This window comes from Streptomyces sp. NBC_00490 (assembly GCF_036013645.1).
GTDB lineage: Bacteria > Actinomycetota > Actinomycetes > Streptomycetales > Streptomycetaceae > Streptomyces > Streptomyces canus_F.
This window is the reverse complement of the sequence record NZ_CP107869.1, coordinates 2,329,771-2,344,388: the sequence shown is the minus strand read 5'-3', so window position 1 is coordinate 2,344,388 and position 14,618 is coordinate 2,329,771. Positions and strand designations below refer to the sequence as shown.

The window sequence follows — 14,618 nt, the reverse complement described above, 5'->3', positions numbered from 1 at the left end:
CCGTACCGTCTACATGGCCCACATCCACCCTTTCGCCCCGGTGAGGACACGCATGCGTACCGCCCTGCTCCAGAGCTCCGGTCGCCCCGGCTCGGTCGTCGAGAACCTCAAGGTCCTCGACGAGGCCGCGGGCCGTGCCGCCGCCGCGGGCGCCGGGCTGCTGGCCGCGCCGGAGATGTTCCTCACCGGGTACGCGATCGGCGACGACATCGCCCGCCTCGCGGAGCCGGCCGACGGGGACAGCGCGGACGCGGTCGCGGAGATAGCGTCGAGGCACTCCCTCGCCATCGCGTACGGCTATCCGGAACGCTCCGGGGACGCGGTCTTCAACTCCGCCCAGCTGATCTCCGCCACGGGCGACCGCCGGGCCAACTACCGCAAGACCCACCTCTTCGGCTGCTTCGAGCGCGACCACTTCACCCCGGGGGAGCAGCCGGTCGTCCAGGCCGAGCTCGGCGGACTGACCGTCGGCCTCATGATCTGCTACGACGTCGAGTTCCCGGAGAACGTCCGCGCCCACGCCCTCGCCGGCACCGACCTCCTGGTCGTGCCGACCGCGCAGATGCACCCCTTCCAGTTCGTCGCCGAGTCGATGATCCCGGTGCGGGCCTTCGAGAACCAGATGTACGTCGCCTACGTCAACAGGGTCGGCCAGGAAGGGGAGTTCGAGTTCGTCGGACTCTCCACCCTCGCCGGTCCCGACGGGGTCGCCCGCACCCGCGCCGGACGCGGCGAGGAGCTGGTCCTCGCGGACGCCGACCCGGTCTCCCTCGCCGCCTCCCGCGAGGCGAACCCGTATCTGCACGACCGCCGCCCCGGGCTCTACGGGTCCCTGGTCTGAGCCTCCCCCTCTTTCTTTCGCAGTCGCTAGGAGTCCGTACCCCATGACGTCCACGGTGCCCAACGCCGTCCAGCACGCCGACGAGCAGCAGCCGCCGATCACCATGTTCGGCCCGGACTTCCCGTACGCGTACGACGACTTCCTCGCCCACCCGGCGGGCCTCGGCCAGATACCGGCGACCGAGCACGGTGCCGAGGTCGCGGTGATCGGCGGCGGGCTGTCCGGCCTCGTGGCCGCGTACGAGCTGATGAAGATGGGCCTCAAGCCGGTCGTGTACGAGGCCGACCAGATCGGCGGACGGCTGCGGACGGTGGGCTTCGACGGCCCGGGTACCGACGGCCTCACCGCCGAGATGGGCGCGATGCGTTTCCCGCCGTCCTCCACGGCGCTCCAGCACTACATCGACCTGGTGGGCCTGAAGACGCAGCCCTTCCCCAACCCCCTCGCGGAGGCGACCCCTTCGACGGTCGTCGACCTCAAGGGCGAGTCGCACTACGCCGAGACGATCGACGACCTGCCCCAGGTCTACCGTGATGTCGCCGCGGCCTGGAACAAGTGCCTCGAAGAGGGCGCCGATTTCTCCGACATGAACCAGGCCATGCGGGAGCGGGACGTGCCGCGCATCCGCGAGATCTGGGCGAAGCTCGTCGAGAAGCTCGACAACCAGACCTTCTACGGCTTCCTCTGCGACTCCGAGTCCTTCAGGTCCTTCCGGCACCGCGAGATCTTCGGCCAGGTCGGCTTCGGCACCGGCGGCTGGGACACCGACTTCCCCAACTCCATCCTGGAGATCCTGCGGGTCGTCTACACCGAGGCCGACGACCACCACCGCGGCATCGTCGGCGGCTCCCAGCAGCTGCCGCTCAGGCTCTGGGACCGGGCGCCCGAGAAGATCGTCCACTGGCCCTACGGCACCTCCCTGGCGCAGCTGCACGTGAACGGCGAGCCGCGTCCCGCGGTCACCCGTCTGCACCGCACCGCCGGCAACCGGATCACGGTGACCGACGCCGACGGCGACATCCGCACCTACCGGGCGGCGATCTTCACCGCCCAGTCCTGGATGCTGCTCTCCAAGATCGCCTGCGACGACTCGCTCTTCCCGATCGACCACTGGACGGCGATCGAGCGCACCCACTACATGGAGTCCTCGAAGCTCTTCGTGCCCGTGGACCGGCCGTTCTGGCTGGACAAGGACGAGGAGACCGGCCGGGACGTCATGTCGATGACCCTCACCGACCGTATGACGCGCGGCACTTACCTCCTCGACGACGGTCCCGACAAACCGGCCGTCATCTGCCTCTCGTACACCTGGTGCGACGACAGCCTGAAGTGGCTGCCGCTGTCCGCGAACGAGCGGATGGAGGTCATGCTGAAGTCGCTCGGCGAGATCTACCCGAAGGTCGACATCAGGAAGCACATCATCGGCAACCCGGTGACGGTGTCCTGGGAGAACGAGCCCTATTTCATGGGCGCGTTCAAGGCCAACCTGCCCGGCCACTACCGCTACCAGCGGCGCCTGTTCACGCACTTCATGCAGGACCGGCTGCCCGCGGACAAGCGGGGCATCTTCCTCGCGGGCGACGACATCTCCTGGACGGCCGGCTGGGCCGAGGGCGCGGTCCAGACCGCGCTGAACGCGGTGTGGGGGGTCATGCACCACTTCGGCGGGGCGACCGACGCGACGAACCCGGGCCCGGGGGACGTCTACGACGAGATCGCGCCGGTGGAACTGCCGGAGGACTGAGACGTTCGACGGCGCAGGCCCGAGGCGATCGCCGTCCCGAGGGCCAGTAGGCAGAGCGCGAGGCCGCCGTACACGACCGGGTTCACCCAGCCCGGCACCAGTTCGGTTCCCTCGCCCTTCCAGGTGACGCACTGCACGCTGACCGGCAGGGTCGGCCGTGTGATCACGTGGTCGCCGCGCGCACCGGCGGCCGCGCACATCTGGTCCGGGTCCAGGATGTAGAAGCCGCGCGTCACGCCGTACGCGTACGCGCCGAAGGCGGCCGCGCCGGCGAGCAGCGTCACCAGGGCGCACGACGTCGCATCGGGCAGGCGCAGCCCGCTGCCGAGTCCTTGGTCGTAGGCTCGCTTGGCCAGCGCCAGGGCGGCGCCCGCGACCACGAACGGCGTCATGAGCGGTGCGAGGGTCAGGGCAAGGAGGAGTAGGACCGCCACGTGTGTCCAGACAGACTCAGGGGACGTTCGGTTCCTCAGCTGTCGGGGGAGGCCGGCCGGATCAGTCCGGCAGCGGTGTGAGCAGCATCCTTCCCGCGAACCCGACCGCCGTGTCGAGGCGTTCCCGGAACTCCCCGGCGACATCGGGCAGTCCGCGCAGCGCCCACAGGGCGCGAGCCGCCGTCCAGGTGGCGTCCCGGGCCCGCTCCAGACTCCACGCGCCGAGCAGATGGGTCAGCGGGTCGGCGATCTGGAGGAGGTCGGGGCCCGGCATCAGCTCCTCGCGGATGCGCTCCTCCAGCGAGACGAGGAGATCGCCCACGCGGTCGAACTCGTCCTCCACGTCGACGGGTTCGCAGCCGAGCGTACGACAGGTGTCCACGACGGCCAGCGCCAGATCGTGCCCGATGTGCGCGTTGATGCCCGCGAGCGCGAACTGCAGGGGGCGTACGCCGGGATGGCGGCGGTACTGGAACAGGGGCCGCCAGCACGCGGGTGGCCGGCGCTCGTCGGTCACCGTCTCGACCGCCCGCAGGTACCGCTCGGCGAACCGCACGTCCAGCGTGATCGCGGCGCGCGTGTCCGTGAACCGGCCCGCGTCGATGCCCCGGTCAACGGCCTCCGTGACGGCGAGGTAGACACGGTTGAAGACCGCGATCCCGTCCCGTTCCGGAAGCGCCTCGTCCAGGGCGCGCATCCGTGAGACGACGGCGTCGACGGGAGTGACGAACTGTTCCAACTGCGGCATGGAGGCAGGGTCCCAGGCCTAGGCTGGCCGAAGGGTCGGCGGGCCCGGTGCTTCCCCAGAACGGGGGAACGCCGCCGCCGAAGGGGGAGGGGATCAGCGGGTGCCAGGCCAACGTGCCCATCGCCTGGCCGAACGCAGGGCCGAGCGCCGCCGTGCCGCCCGGCGGAGCGGCATGGTCGCGGCGGCCTCCGTCGTGGTGGCCGTGGGCACCGCGACCGGGATGATGTCCGCGCTCGACGACGGGCGGGGCTCCGACGAGGCCCGCCCCGAGGTGACGGACTCCCCGACCCTGGATCTGCGGCCTCCCGCACCCTCGCCGTCCCCCTCGGTCACCGAGTCGCCGTCCCCGTCCGTCTCTCCGAAGAAGAAGGCGGCGAGCCCGACGCCCTCGCCGACGAGGACCGAGAAGAGGCAGCGGACCGCGGCCGTCTCCACCCGCCTCTACCGTCACTCCGAGTCCCAGGTACTCGACTGGGTCCGCGACAACCCCGGCGACGCACGCCAGGACGTCATTCGGTCCCGTATCGCCGACCAGCCGGCGGCCGTCTGGTTCGCCGACTACACGCCGGCCACCATCACGGCACGCGTGCGCGCGGTCACCTCCGGGGGCGTGGCGCAGGGCCGGGTACCGGTGGTCGTGGCGTACGGGATCCCGGACCGCGACTGCGGCGGGGCCTCCCAGGGCGGGGCGCCGGACCTCGACGCGTACGACGCCTGGATCGACAGGTTCGCCGCCGGGCTCGGCTCCGGCGAGGTCGTCGTGATCCTGGAGCCCGACGCGATAGCGCAGACCGACTGTCTCTCCGCCGGTCAACGGGCCGACCGTTTCGCCTCGTTGGCCCGCGCCGGGCGGACCTTCAAGGACGCGAACCCGAGGGCCCGGGTCTACTTCGACGCCGGCCACTCCGGCTGGCACCCGGCGGCCAAACAGGCCGATCTGCTGCGACAGGCGGGCGCCGGCTCGGCCGCCTCCTCGGACGGCGTCTTCAGCAACGTCTCCAACTTCCACCGCACCGCCGACGAGATCGCCTACGACCGACGGGTCCTCGACGCCCTCGGCGGCCCGGCGAGCCTCGGCGCCGTCGTCGACACCAGCCGCAACGGCAACGGCGCCCCGCCGGACGGCGAGTGGTGCGACCCCGACGGCCGCAAGCTCGGCCGGGCCCCGACCCTGAACACCGGCGAGGCCCGCATCGACGGCTATCTGTGGGTGAAGCTGCCGGGGGAGTCGGACGGCTGCAAGGGCTCGCCCGGCACGTTCACACCGTCGTACGCCTACGACTTGGCGCGCTGAGCGACCGGGTTCACGGCCGCCGGTCGGGAACCGCCGCGGCCGGCCGGCTGACCTTCGGACGGTCGCGGTCCCCGGCGCGCAGCACCCCGGCGAAGGCCACGAGCCCGCCCGCCAGCACGGTCACCAGGACGAACGACACCAGCAGGCTGGTCGCCTGGGCGATGGTGCCGATGGCGCTGGGGGCGATCAGACCGGAGGTGTACGTGATGGTCGCGACGCCCGCGATGGCCAGACTGGGGTTGGACCCGCTGCGGCCCGCGGCGGCGAAGCACAGCGGCACGACCACCGCGATCCCCAGCCCCATCAGCGCGAACCCGGCCATCGCCAGCGCCGGATGGTTCGCCACGACGATGAGCAGCCCGCCGAGCACGGCGAGGACACCACTGGCCCGGACCGTGCGCACGGAGCCGAACCGGTCCACGATCCGGTCACCGGCGAGCCGCGCGACGGCCATGGTGAACGTGAAGCCCGTCGTGCAGGCGGCCGCCAGCCCCGCCGAGGTCTCCAACTGGTCCCGCAGATACACCGCCGACCAGTCCAGGCTGGCGCCCTCCGCGAACACCGCGCAGAAGCCGACGGCACCGATGAGCAGGGCCGACTTCGGGGGCAGCGCGAACCGCGGCGGCGGCTCCTCGTCCTCGGTGGGCTGGAGGTCCAGCACCCAACGGCAGGCCAGCAGGCCGAGGAAGGTGAGCACGGCCGCGGCCAGCGCGTGGTGCAGACGCGCGTCCGAGCCCAGATGCGCGGCGAGTGTGCCCGCCGCCGAGCCGACCAGGGCGCCCGCGCTCCACATGCCGTGCAGGCCGGACATGATCGACCGGTTGAGCCGGTTCTCGACCTCGACACCGAGCGCGTTCATCGCCACGTCCGCCATGCCGGCGGTGGCACCGTAGACGAAGAGGGACAGGCACAGGGTCAGCAGGTTCGGGGACAGGGCCGGCAGCACCAGGGCCAGCGTCCACAGGGAGATGAGGCCGCGCAGCGCGTTCCGCGCACCGAAGCGGTGGCTGATACTCCCCGCCAGCGGCATGGCCACGGACGCGCCGAGCGCGGGGAACGCGAGGGCGAGGCCCAACTGGCCCGCGCTCACCGAGGCGTGGTCCTGGATCCACGGCACCCGGGTGGCGAACGAACCGGTCACGGCGCCGTGCACGGCGAAGACCGCGGCCACGGCGTATCGGGCGCGCTTCACCTGGCCCTGGTCGTACTCCACTGCGCTCATTCTCCCGCCCCTTCGCGGTCTCCGGTCCCCATCGGCGACGTAAACTATCAGGGTCCCTGCCTGATAGATAGTCGATGGAAGGCCGCCCTCGCACCGACCTGAGGGCCCGGCCGATCTGGAAGGATCCCGGCATGCCCGCATCCCCCAGCACCGCCCGGGCCATCAACGACCGGCTCGCCCTGCGACTGCTCCAGCAGGAGGGCCCGTTGACGGCAGGACAGCTGAAGCAGCTGACCGGTCTGTCCCGCCCCACCGTCGCCGACCTGGTGGAACGCCTCATCGCCGGCGATCTGATCGAGGTGGTCGGGGAGTCGGGCGAGCAGCGCCGCGGACCGAACGCGAAGCTGTACGGCATCGTGGCGGACCTCGCCCATCTGGCGGCGCTCGACGTTCGCACGGAAGGCGTCTCCGTCCTCGTCTCCGACCTGCTGGGGCGGGTGCTGGCCGAGGCGTCCGTGCCGATCGGCGACGACACGGGGACGGGCCCCGCGGTCGAGCAGGCGGTGACGCTGGTCGAGCGCACGGCCAAGGAGGCGGGCGCGGACCGGCTCCACACCGTGGGTATCGGCGCGCCCGGCCTGGTCGACCCGGCCACGGGCGAACTCCGCGACTCCACCGGCCTGCCCGAATGGCACCGCCGCCTGGTCGCCGCCCTCCAGGAACGCCTCCCCGAGGCCCGTGTCCACGTCGAGAACGAGACCAACCTCGCGGCGCTGGCGGAACAGCGGGAGGGGGCGGCGCGGGACCGGGACACGTTCGTGCTGCTGTGGCTGGGACACGGGACGGGGGCGGCGGTCGTGCTGGACGGGTCGTTGCGCAGGGGCGCCTCCGGGGGGACGGGGGAGATCGGGTTCCTGCCGGTGCCCGGGACGCGGGGGCTGCCCTCCGCGACGGGGTGCGACGGCGGATTCCACTCGCTGGCGGGGTCGGCGGCGATCGCGGAGCTGGCCGCGGAGTACGGAGTGGTGGGCGCCGCGTCCGGGGCCGAGCCGGTGGCGGCCGCGCTGGTGGCCAGAGCGGTGGCGGAGGGGGCGGACGGATTCCTGGGCGCGCTGGCGGACCGGCTCGCAGTCGGTGTCTCCTCCGTCGTGGCCGTCCTGGACCCCGGGTGCGTGGTTCTCGGTGGCGAGGTCGGGCAGGCGGGCGGGGAGGAACTCGCCGCGCGCGTGGAGCGGCGAGTCCGCCGGATGTCACCCCTGCCGACCGAGGTGCGTCCCGGCGTTCTCGGCGGTGGGGCCGTCCTGCGCGGTGCCCTGCTGACGGCACGGGACCGGGCGCAGGACGACCTGTTCGCTCCCCGATAGGGACGCTTGGCTGCGCCGGCCGTCCTCAGCCCCTGCTGCCGGTCCTCCCCGCCAGATACTCCTCGAACGTCCCCTTCCCCACCGCCTGTTCCGGCGCCAGATGCCCACCCGCCCGGAAGCCCCGGTACGCCTTCCCCGCCAACGGCACGTTCACCACGGCCCGGCGGCGCCCCGTCGCCTTCACATAAGCCCGGGCCAGCGACTCGAACGACCGCACCTCGGGCCCACCCAGGTCCGCCACCCGCCCCGCGGGTGGCCCGGCCGCCAACTCGGCCAGCCGGTCAGCGACTTCGGCCACCTCGACCGGCTGGTCGCTCACGCCCGCGGGAAGCATCATGACCGGCGACTTGGCCATCGCCCGGAACACCCGCACCAGCAGGTCGTGGAACTGGGTCGCCCGCAGCACGGTCCACCCCAGCCCCGACTCCTCGACCTGCTTCTCCACGGCGAGCTTGATCCGGTAGTACGGGAACGGCACCCGGTCGATGCCGACGATCGAGATGTAGACCAGATGTCCCACCCCGGCGCGCCGTGCCGCGGCGATCAGGTTTGCCGCCGCCTTCTCGTCCCCGCCGGTCGGTGTGGTCGCACAGTGCACGACGGTGTCCACGCCCTCGACCGCCGCGTCCAGCGCCGCACCCCCCTCGCGCAGGTCGACGGCGTACGGCTGGGCGTGCCGGCTGAGCACCCGCACCTCGTGCCCGTCCGCCCGCAGCCGCTCGGCGACGAGCCGGCCGAGCGTTCCGGTACCGCCGGTCACCAGGATCGTGGTCATGCTGTTCAGTCCCTTCGGACGCCGGACGCTCCCGGGCGGAGCGCCCCTCGCCGACTGAGACCACGTACCCCCGGCGAAATGTGACAGGCCTCTACGGGTGGGCGAGCTGACCGCGGACGAATTCCAGCTTGTCCGGGTTCAACACGGCCCGCACCTCGCCGATCAGCCCGTCCCGCAGGTCGAAGGTGACCAGGGCGGCGAGCACCTCGCCCGTCCACATGGCGACCCCGGTCCCGCCGTTGACCTCCGCTGTCGTGAGCCGCAGGTCGGCGCCCCACTTCCGGAACGAACCCAGCGTGAAGCGGACCACCTTCTCGCGGCCCTCGACCGGCCGCCGGGCCGCGGACACCTTGCCGCCGCCGTCGCTCCACCAGGTCACATCGGCGGCGAGCAGCTTCTCCAGACCGGCGAGATCGCCCTCCCGGGCCGCCGTGACGAACGTCGCGACCAGAGCCTCCTGCCGCTCGGGCGCGGCCTCGAACCGCGACCGCGGTTCGCCCACCCGCTGTACCGCCCTGCGGTGCAACTGGCGGCAGTTGGCCTCGCTCAGATCGAGGACGTCGGCGATCGCCCGGTATCCGTAGGCGAACGCCTCCCGCAGCACGTACACCGCCCGCTCGGTCGGCGTGAGCCGCTCCAGCAGGACCAGGAGCGCCATCGACACCGCGTCGCGCTGCTCGGCGGACTCCAGAGGGCCGAGCGTGCCGTCCGAGGTGACGACGGGCTCCGGCAGCCAGCTCCCGACGTAGGTCTCGCGCCGCGCCCTGGCCGAGGTCAGCCGGGTCAGGCAGAGATTGGTGACGACCTTCGCCAGCCAGGCCCCGAGGTGCTCGATGCCGGCCCGGTCGGCGCCGCTGAAGCGCAGATAGGCGTCCTGGACGGTGTCCTCGGCCTCCTCCGCCGAGCCCAGCAGGCGATAGGCCAGGCCGAACAGTCGCGGACGGTGGCTCTCGAACTCGTCGGCGATGGCACTCGTCATGCCTGTCACCCTGCCATGCCCAGGCGGTGAGGGACCCGGCGGCGGGCAAGGGCCGTCGTCACCGCCGCCGGGCCGTCTGCGGAGATCCAAAAAGGACTAGACCAAAGAGTCCACCAGGTCGGGCGCGTTGAGAAGTCCAGCGGCACCACCTGTGAGCCACTCCACATCACTCACCCGTATGGACCTCGATCAGCCGTGGCACACTGACTCTGTAACTCAAAGCAGCGCACTCCGGGGTCGGTGAAAGTCCGAACCGGCGGTTACAGTCCGCGACCCGGTCACTTCCAGTGACCGGTTGACCAGGTGAAATTCCTGGACCGACGGTTAAAGTCCGGATGGGAGGCAGTGCGCGGCGGGCGGGCATTCGTGCGCGTCGCCGTATCCACTCGTCCATGCGGGCGGGTCTGTCCGGCGCCGCCCCCAGTGCTCCTGCTCGTTCATTCTGTCGTCATCGACAGCCCCGGAGTCCGTGCCCCGATGTGGCAGGAGGACCCGGGAAGTGTTCACCGGAATCGTCGAAGAGCTGGGCGAGATCACCGCCGTCGAGAACCTCGGCGATGCGTGTCGCTTCCGCCTGCGAGGCCCCGTCGTCACCGAGGGCGCGAAGCACGGTGACTCGATCGCCGTCAACGGCGTCTGCCTCACCGTCGTCGAGCACGAGGGCGACGAGTTCACCGCGGACGTCATGGCGGAAACCCTCGACCGCTCCAGCCTCGGCGCCCTCGCCGTCGGCTCCCGCGTCAACCTCGAACGCCCCACCGCCGTGGGCGCCCGTCTCGGCGGCCACATCGTGCAGGGCCATGTCGACGGCACCGGCCAGGTCCTGGAGCGCAAGCCGTCCGAGAACTGGGAGATCGTCAAGGTCTCCCTCCCCGCGGACCTCTCGCGCTACGTCGTGGAGAAGGGCTCCATCACCGTCGACGGCATCAGCCTCACCGTCGTCGACGCCGGCCCCGACTACTTCACCGTCAGCCTCATCCCCACCACCCTCGACCTGACCACGCTCGGCCACAAGCAGCCCGGCGACCCGGTCAACCTCGAGGTCGACATCGTCGCCAAGTACGTCGAGCGACTCCTCGCGAGCACCCAGGGAGCGGGCCGGTGAACTGGCTGAACTCCGAGGCGTTCACCGCCTTCGACCAGCACATCCTCTGGTCGGACATGATCGGCAACATCACCGGCCTGGCCGCCCTCGCCCTCGGCTGGCGGCGCTCCATCTGGAGCTGGCCCGTGCAGTTCCTGGCCGGCCTCATCCTCTTCGGCGCGTTCTACGGCCATCTGACCGGCAGCGCGGGCAAGCAGGCGATCGTCATGGTCGTCGCCCTGTACGGCTGGTGGCAGTGGAACCGCGACAAGGGCCGCGGCGGCGACGGACACATCGCCCCGCGGTTCGCCACCTGGACCGAGCGCGCGGTGATGGTGGGCGCGGCCGCCGCCGGCACCGTCGCGGTCGCCCTGCTCTTCAAGGCGTACCCGAGCCTGTCCTGGGACCCTTGGCCGGACGCCTACATCTTCGTCGGCACCGTCGTCGCCATGTACGCCCAGGCACGCGGCATGGTCGAGTTCTGGTTCGCCTGGCTCCTGGTCGACCTGGTCGGCGTCCCCCTCAACTTCGCCAACGGCTACGCCTTCTCCGGCTTCGTCTACGTCATCTACGGCGCGCTCGTCCTGTGGGGCATGCGCGACTGGTGGCTGCGCTCCCGCCAGGGCACGCGGCCCGCTCTGGAAGGAGCGCCGGCATGAGCACGGCACCGATCCTGTACAGCACCGACGGCGTGGAAGACCTCACGCTCGACCCGATCGAGCAGGCCATCGCCGACATCGCCGCCGGCCGCCCGATCGTCGTGGTCGACGACGAGGACCGGGAGAACGAGGGCGACCTCGTCATCGCCGCCGAGAAGGCGACCCCCGAGATCGTCGCCTTCATGATGAGCGAGTGCCGCGGCCTGATCTGCGCCCCCATGGAGAGCGAGGAGCTGGAGCGGCTCGAACTGCCGCAGATGGTCGCGGACAACACCGAGTCGATGAAGACCGCGTTCACCGTCTCCGTGGACGCCTCCGCCGCCCACGGGGTGAGCACCGGCATCTCGGCCGCCGACCGCGCGACCACGCTCCGGCTGCTGGCGGGCGGCGTCGCCGAGCCCACCGACTTCGTGCGCCCCGGCCATGTCTTCCCGCTCCGCGCCAAGGCCGGCGGGGTCCTCACGCGCAACGGCCACACCGAGGCCGCCGTCGACCTCGCCCGGCTCGCGGGCCTGCGCCCGGCCGGCGCCATCGTCGAGATCGCCGGCGAGGACGGCCGGATGCTGCGGCTGCCCGAGCTGATCCCGTTCGCCCGCAAGCACGGCCTGACGATCATCTCCATCGAGGACCTGATCACCTACCGACAGGCCGCCGAGCCCACCGTCCGCCGCGAGGCCGAGGTCCACCTGCCCACCTCCCACGGCGAGTTCACGGCGTACGGCTACCGCTCCACCGTCGACGGCGTCGAGCACGTCGCCCTCGTCCACGGCGAGATCGGCGACGGCGAGGACGTCCTGGTGCGCGTCCACTCCGAGTGCCTGACCGGCGACATCTTCGGCTCCGCGCGCTGCGACTGCGGACCCCAGCTGGACGCCTCCCTGGCCCGCATACAGGACGAGGGCAGGGGAGTGGTGGTCTATCTGCGCGGTCATGAGGGGCGCGGCATCGGACTGGTCTCCAAGCTGCGCGCGTACGAGCTCCAGGAGCGCGGCCGCGACACCCTCGACGCCAACCTGGAACTCGGCCTGCCCGCCGACGCCCGGGACTACGGCGCGGGCGCCCAGATCCTCGAGGATCTCGGGGTGCGCAGTGTGCGCCTGATGACCAACAACCCCGACAAGTCCGACGCCCTTCTGCGCCACGGCCTCAAGGTCAACGGACGGGAGCCGATGCCGGTACAGGCGGGCGAGCACAACCTCACCTACCTGCGTACCAAGCGGGACCGGATGGGACACGACCTGCCCTGGCTGGAGACGCCCGCGACGGCGTCGACGTCCACCTGCAGCAACCAGTAACGAGGAGATCAGAGAACGTGAGCGGCAAGGGTGCACCGGAGCTGTCCGTACGCAACGTGGGTGACCTGCGGGTCGCCGTCATCGCGGCGCAGTGGCACGAGAAGGTGATGGACGGTCTGGTGGACGGCGCCCTGCGCGCCCTGCACGACCTGGGGATCGACGAGCCGACCCTGCTCCGGGTCCCCGGCAGCTGGGAGCTCCCGGTCGTCGCCAAGGTCCTCGCGGGCCGCGGCTACGACGCGATCGTCGCCCTCGGCGTCGTGATCCGCGGCGGCACCCCCCACTTCGAGTACGTGTGCCAGGGCGTGACCCAGGGCCTCACCCAGGTCTCCGTCGACACCGGGGTCCCCGTCGGCATGGGCGTGCTGACCTGCGACACCGAGGAGCAGGCCCTGGACCGGGCGGGCATCGAGGGCTCCAACGAGGACAAGGGACACGAGGCGGTGACGGCGGCCGTGGCGACGGCGGCCACCCTCCGCTCAGTATCTGAACCGTGGCGCTGACGGAACCCGGGTGTGGCATAGGCTGAGCGTCACCATGTCCAATAAGACGTTCGAGGAGCTCTTCTCCGAGCTCCAGCAGAAGGCCGCCACCGGCGACCCCGCCACTTCCCGCACCGCAGAGCTGGTCGGCAAGGGCGTCCATGCCATCGGCAAGAAGGTCGTCGAAGAGGCCGCAGAGGTCTGGATGGCCGCCGAGTACGAGGGCAAGGAGGCGGCCGCCGAGGAGATCTCGCAGCTGCTGTACCACGTCCAGGTGATGATGGTCGCCCGCGGCATCTCCCTGGACGACGTCTACGCCCACCTGTGAACCCGTCCGTTCCGCACCCACCCCGTCACGCGAAGGAAGCCGACCTCATGCTGCGCATCGCCGTCCCCAACAAGGGTTCCCTGTCAGGCCCTGCGGCGGAGATGCTGCATGAGGCCGGCTACCAGCAGCGCCGGGAGTCCAAGGAACTGCGGATCGTCGACCCGGTGAACGAGGTCGAGTTCTTCTACCTCCGCCCCCGCGACATCGCGATCTACGTCTCCTCCGGCCGCCTCGACATCGGCATCACCGGCCGTGACCTGCTGATCGACTCCGGCGCCAAGGCCGAGGAGATCCTCCCGCTCGGCTTCGCCCGCTCCACGTTCCGCTTCGCCGCCAAGCCGGGCACGGCAGAAGGCGTCGAGGATCTCAAGGGCAAGACGGTCGCCACCTCCTACGAGGGCATCGTCGAGGGCCACCTCGCCGACAGCGGCGTCGACGCCTCCGTCGTCCACCTCGACGGCGCCGTCGAGACCGCCATCGAACTCGGTGTCGCCGAGGTCATCGCGGACGTCGTCGAGACCGGCACCTCGCTGCGCAACGCGGGCCTGGAGGTCTTCGGCGAGCCGATCATGAAGTCCGAGGCGGTCGTGATCCGCCGGGTGGACGCCGACACCTCCGCCGAGAGCGAGCCCAAGGTCCAGCAGTTCCTGCGCCGCCTCCAGGGCGTCCTCGTGGCCCGGACGTACGTGATGATGGACTACGACTGCCGGGTCGAGCAGCTCGAGAAGGCCGTGGCGCTGACGCCGGGCCTGGAGTCCCCGACCGTCTCCCCGCTGCACAACGAGGGCTGGGTCGCCGTCCGCGCGATGGTCCCGGCCAAGGAGGCGCAGCGGATCATGGACGACCTGTACGACATCGGCGCACGGGCGATCCTGACGACGTCCATCCACGCCTGCCGTCTCTGAGGGGCCGCGCAGCCATGTCCGACGTTCCCGCCCTCCCCGTCACCTTCCGGCCGGGCCGCACCAGGGCCGTCCTGCTCACCGCCGCCGTCGCGCTCTTCGTGGTCATCACGGCGATCGCGCTGCTGCTGGAGAAGCTCGGCCCGGGCGAGCGGCTGAGCTTCATCTTCACCGCCGCGCTCCTGGCCGGTGTGCTGGCCCTGCTCGCCCGGGTGAAGGTGGTCGCCGAGGAGTCCGGCGTCACCGTCGTGAACATCGCCGGCAAGCGGCATCTCGACTGGGCCGAGATCGTCCAGGTCAATCTCCGGCCCGGCGACCCCTGGGTGTTCCTCAACCTCACCGACGGCACCAGCCTGCCCGCCCTCGGCATCCAGCCCGGTATCGCCAAGCAGCAGGCCATCGCCGACGCCCGCGCACTGCGCGCGCTCGTGGAGTCCCGCGGCCCGGGGGATCTGCCGTAGAGGGCCATGTCTTGATTAATCTGTTGGCGGAGGCGTTTTCGTTGGCGCCTCCGCCGCTGAGGTTCC

General features: G+C 71.3%; 16 protein-coding genes and 1 riboswitch. Of the genes, 11 read left to right on the top strand and 5 right to left on the bottom strand.

The window, feature by feature from the left end; translation table 11 throughout:
- Nucleotides 1-52: 52 nt before the first annotated feature.
- Complete coding sequence (locus OG381_RS10540) at nt 53-841, top strand: carbon-nitrogen hydrolase family protein (RefSeq protein ID WP_327715862.1); 789 nt, start codon at nt 53-55, stop codon at nt 839-841.
- A 43-nt stretch (nt 842-884) separates the two neighbouring features.
- A complete protein-coding gene (locus OG381_RS10535) occupies nt 885-2,585 on the top strand; it encodes a flavin monoamine oxidase family protein (protein ID WP_327715861.1) in 1,701 nt (566 codons plus the stop codon).
- Here the strand turns inward: OG381_RS10535 and OG381_RS10530 are convergent.
- Nucleotides 2,546-2,977: a hypothetical protein gene (locus tag OG381_RS10530; RefSeq protein WP_327715860.1), complete on the bottom strand. Its 432-nt coding sequence runs from the start codon at nt 2,975-2,977 to the stop codon at nt 2,546-2,548. The genes OG381_RS10535 and OG381_RS10530 overlap by 40 nt on opposite strands.
- 103 nt (nt 2,978-3,080) lie before the next feature.
- Complete coding sequence (locus OG381_RS10525; RefSeq protein ID WP_327715859.1) at nt 3,081-3,767, bottom strand: DUF5995 family protein; 687 nt, start codon at nt 3,765-3,767, stop codon at nt 3,081-3,083.
- A 172-nt stretch (nt 3,768-3,939) separates the two neighbouring features.
- Here OG381_RS10525 and OG381_RS10520 point away from each other — a divergent pair, with 172 nt between their 5' ends.
- Entirely contained in the window at nt 3,940-5,061 is a 1,122-nt protein-coding gene (locus tag OG381_RS10520) for a glycoside hydrolase family 6 protein (protein ID WP_327722433.1), read from the top strand.
- A gap of 10 nt (nt 5,062-5,071) precedes the next feature.
- Here OG381_RS10520 and OG381_RS10515 read toward each other — a convergent pair whose 3' ends face one another.
- Entirely contained in the window at nt 5,072-6,283 is a 1,212-nt protein-coding gene (locus OG381_RS10515) for an MFS transporter (protein ID WP_327715858.1), read from the bottom strand.
- A 131-nt stretch (nt 6,284-6,414) separates the two neighbouring features.
- On the opposite strand from OG381_RS10515, the gene OG381_RS10510 reads away from it, so the two are divergent.
- Nucleotides 6,415-7,587, top strand: a complete 1,173-nt coding sequence (locus OG381_RS10510) for an ROK family transcriptional regulator (RefSeq protein WP_327715857.1) — start codon at nt 6,415-6,417, stop codon at nt 7,585-7,587.
- Between the two features lie 25 nt (nt 7,588-7,612).
- Here OG381_RS10510 and OG381_RS10505 read toward each other — a convergent pair whose 3' ends face one another.
- Nucleotides 7,613-8,362, bottom strand: a complete 750-nt coding sequence (locus tag OG381_RS10505; RefSeq protein ID WP_327715856.1) for an SDR family oxidoreductase — start codon at nt 8,360-8,362, stop codon at nt 7,613-7,615.
- Nucleotides 8,363-8,453: 91 nt separating this feature from the next.
- Nucleotides 8,454-9,341, bottom strand: coding sequence for an RNA polymerase sigma-70 factor (locus OG381_RS10500; protein WP_327715855.1), 888 nt, complete (start codon nt 9,339-9,341; stop codon nt 8,454-8,456).
- 222 nt (nt 9,342-9,563) lie between these two features.
- A riboswitch (FMN riboswitch) is annotated at nt 9,564-9,694 on the top strand.
- Nucleotides 9,695-9,840: 146 nt separating this feature from the next.
- Here OG381_RS10500 and OG381_RS10495 point away from each other — a divergent pair.
- Genes OG381_RS10495 through OG381_RS10465 form a run of 7 tightly spaced genes read left to right on the top strand, consistent with a single transcriptional unit; the run spans nt 9,841 to nt 14,552 of the window.
- The gene (locus OG381_RS10495) at nt 9,841-10,446 is read left to right on the top strand and encodes a riboflavin synthase (RefSeq protein WP_327715854.1); all 606 of its coding nucleotides are present in this window, start codon (nt 9,841-9,843) and stop codon (nt 10,444-10,446) included.
- Nucleotides 10,443-11,084, top strand: a complete 642-nt coding sequence (locus OG381_RS10490) for a nicotinamide mononucleotide transporter family protein (RefSeq protein WP_327715853.1) — start codon at nt 10,443-10,445, stop codon at nt 11,082-11,084. The genes OG381_RS10495 and OG381_RS10490 overlap by 4 nt, the downstream gene beginning before the upstream one ends.
- Nucleotides 11,081-12,379 carry a bifunctional 3,4-dihydroxy-2-butanone-4-phosphate synthase/GTP cyclohydrolase II gene (locus OG381_RS10485; protein ID WP_327715852.1) on the top strand — a complete coding sequence of 433 codons (1,299 nt, stop codon included), beginning with the start codon at nt 11,081-11,083 and terminating at the stop codon, nt 12,377-12,379. The genes OG381_RS10490 and OG381_RS10485 overlap by 4 nt, the downstream gene beginning before the upstream one ends.
- 17 nt (nt 12,380-12,396) lie before the next feature.
- Nucleotides 12,397-12,882, top strand: coding sequence for a 6,7-dimethyl-8-ribityllumazine synthase (ribH, locus tag OG381_RS10480; RefSeq protein WP_057614122.1), 486 nt, complete (start codon nt 12,397-12,399; stop codon nt 12,880-12,882).
- 34 nt (nt 12,883-12,916) lie between these two features.
- Entirely contained in the window at nt 12,917-13,189 is a 273-nt protein-coding gene (locus tag OG381_RS10475) for a phosphoribosyl-ATP diphosphatase (RefSeq protein ID WP_307033373.1), read from the top strand.
- A gap of 47 nt (nt 13,190-13,236) precedes the next feature.
- Nucleotides 13,237-14,094 (top strand): ATP phosphoribosyltransferase, encoded by an 858-nt coding sequence (hisG, locus tag OG381_RS10470; protein WP_307033375.1) that lies wholly within the window; start codon nt 13,237-13,239, stop codon nt 14,092-14,094.
- A 14-nt stretch (nt 14,095-14,108) separates the two neighbouring features.
- Entirely contained in the window at nt 14,109-14,552 is a 444-nt protein-coding gene (locus OG381_RS10465) for a PH domain-containing protein (RefSeq protein ID WP_327715851.1), read from the top strand.
- Nucleotides 14,553-14,618 lie beyond the last annotated feature (66 nt).

Excerpts from the sequence above, each read along its gene's own strand:
- OG381_RS10540 (WP_327715862.1), top strand. The coding sequence starts at position 53 with ATGCGTACCGCCCTGCTCCAGAGCTCCGGTCGCCCCGGCTCGGTCGTC.
- OG381_RS10535 (WP_327715861.1), top strand. The coding sequence starts at position 885 with ATGACGTCCACGGTGCCCAACGCCGTCCAGCACGCCGACGAGCAGCAG.
- OG381_RS10530 (WP_327715860.1), bottom strand. The coding sequence starts at position 2,977 with ATGACGCCGTTCGTGGTCGCGGGCGCCGCCCTGGCGCTGGCCAAGCGA.
- OG381_RS10525 (WP_327715859.1), bottom strand. The coding sequence starts at position 3,767 with ATGCCGCAGTTGGAACAGTTCGTCACTCCCGTCGACGCCGTCGTCTCA.
- OG381_RS10520 (WP_327722433.1), top strand. The coding sequence starts at position 3,940 with ATGGTCGCGGCGGCCTCCGTCGTGGTGGCCGTGGGCACCGCGACCGGG.
- OG381_RS10515 (WP_327715858.1), bottom strand. The coding sequence starts at position 6,283 with ATGAGCGCAGTGGAGTACGACCAGGGCCAGGTGAAGCGCGCCCGATAC.
- OG381_RS10510 (WP_327715857.1), top strand. The coding sequence starts at position 6,415 with ATGCCCGCATCCCCCAGCACCGCCCGGGCCATCAACGACCGGCTCGCC.
- OG381_RS10505 (WP_327715856.1), bottom strand. The coding sequence starts at position 8,362 with ATGACCACGATCCTGGTGACCGGCGGTACCGGAACGCTCGGCCGGCTC.
- OG381_RS10500 (WP_327715855.1), bottom strand. The coding sequence starts at position 9,341 with ATGACGAGTGCCATCGCCGACGAGTTCGAGAGCCACCGTCCGCGACTG.
- OG381_RS10485 (WP_327715852.1), top strand. The coding sequence starts at position 11,081 with ATGAGCACGGCACCGATCCTGTACAGCACCGACGGCGTGGAAGACCTC.
- OG381_RS10475 (WP_307033373.1), top strand. The coding sequence starts at position 12,917 with ATGTCCAATAAGACGTTCGAGGAGCTCTTCTCCGAGCTCCAGCAGAAG.
- hisG (WP_307033375.1), top strand. The coding sequence starts at position 13,237 with ATGCTGCGCATCGCCGTCCCCAACAAGGGTTCCCTGTCAGGCCCTGCG.
- OG381_RS10465 (WP_327715851.1), top strand. The coding sequence starts at position 14,109 with ATGTCCGACGTTCCCGCCCTCCCCGTCACCTTCCGGCCGGGCCGCACC.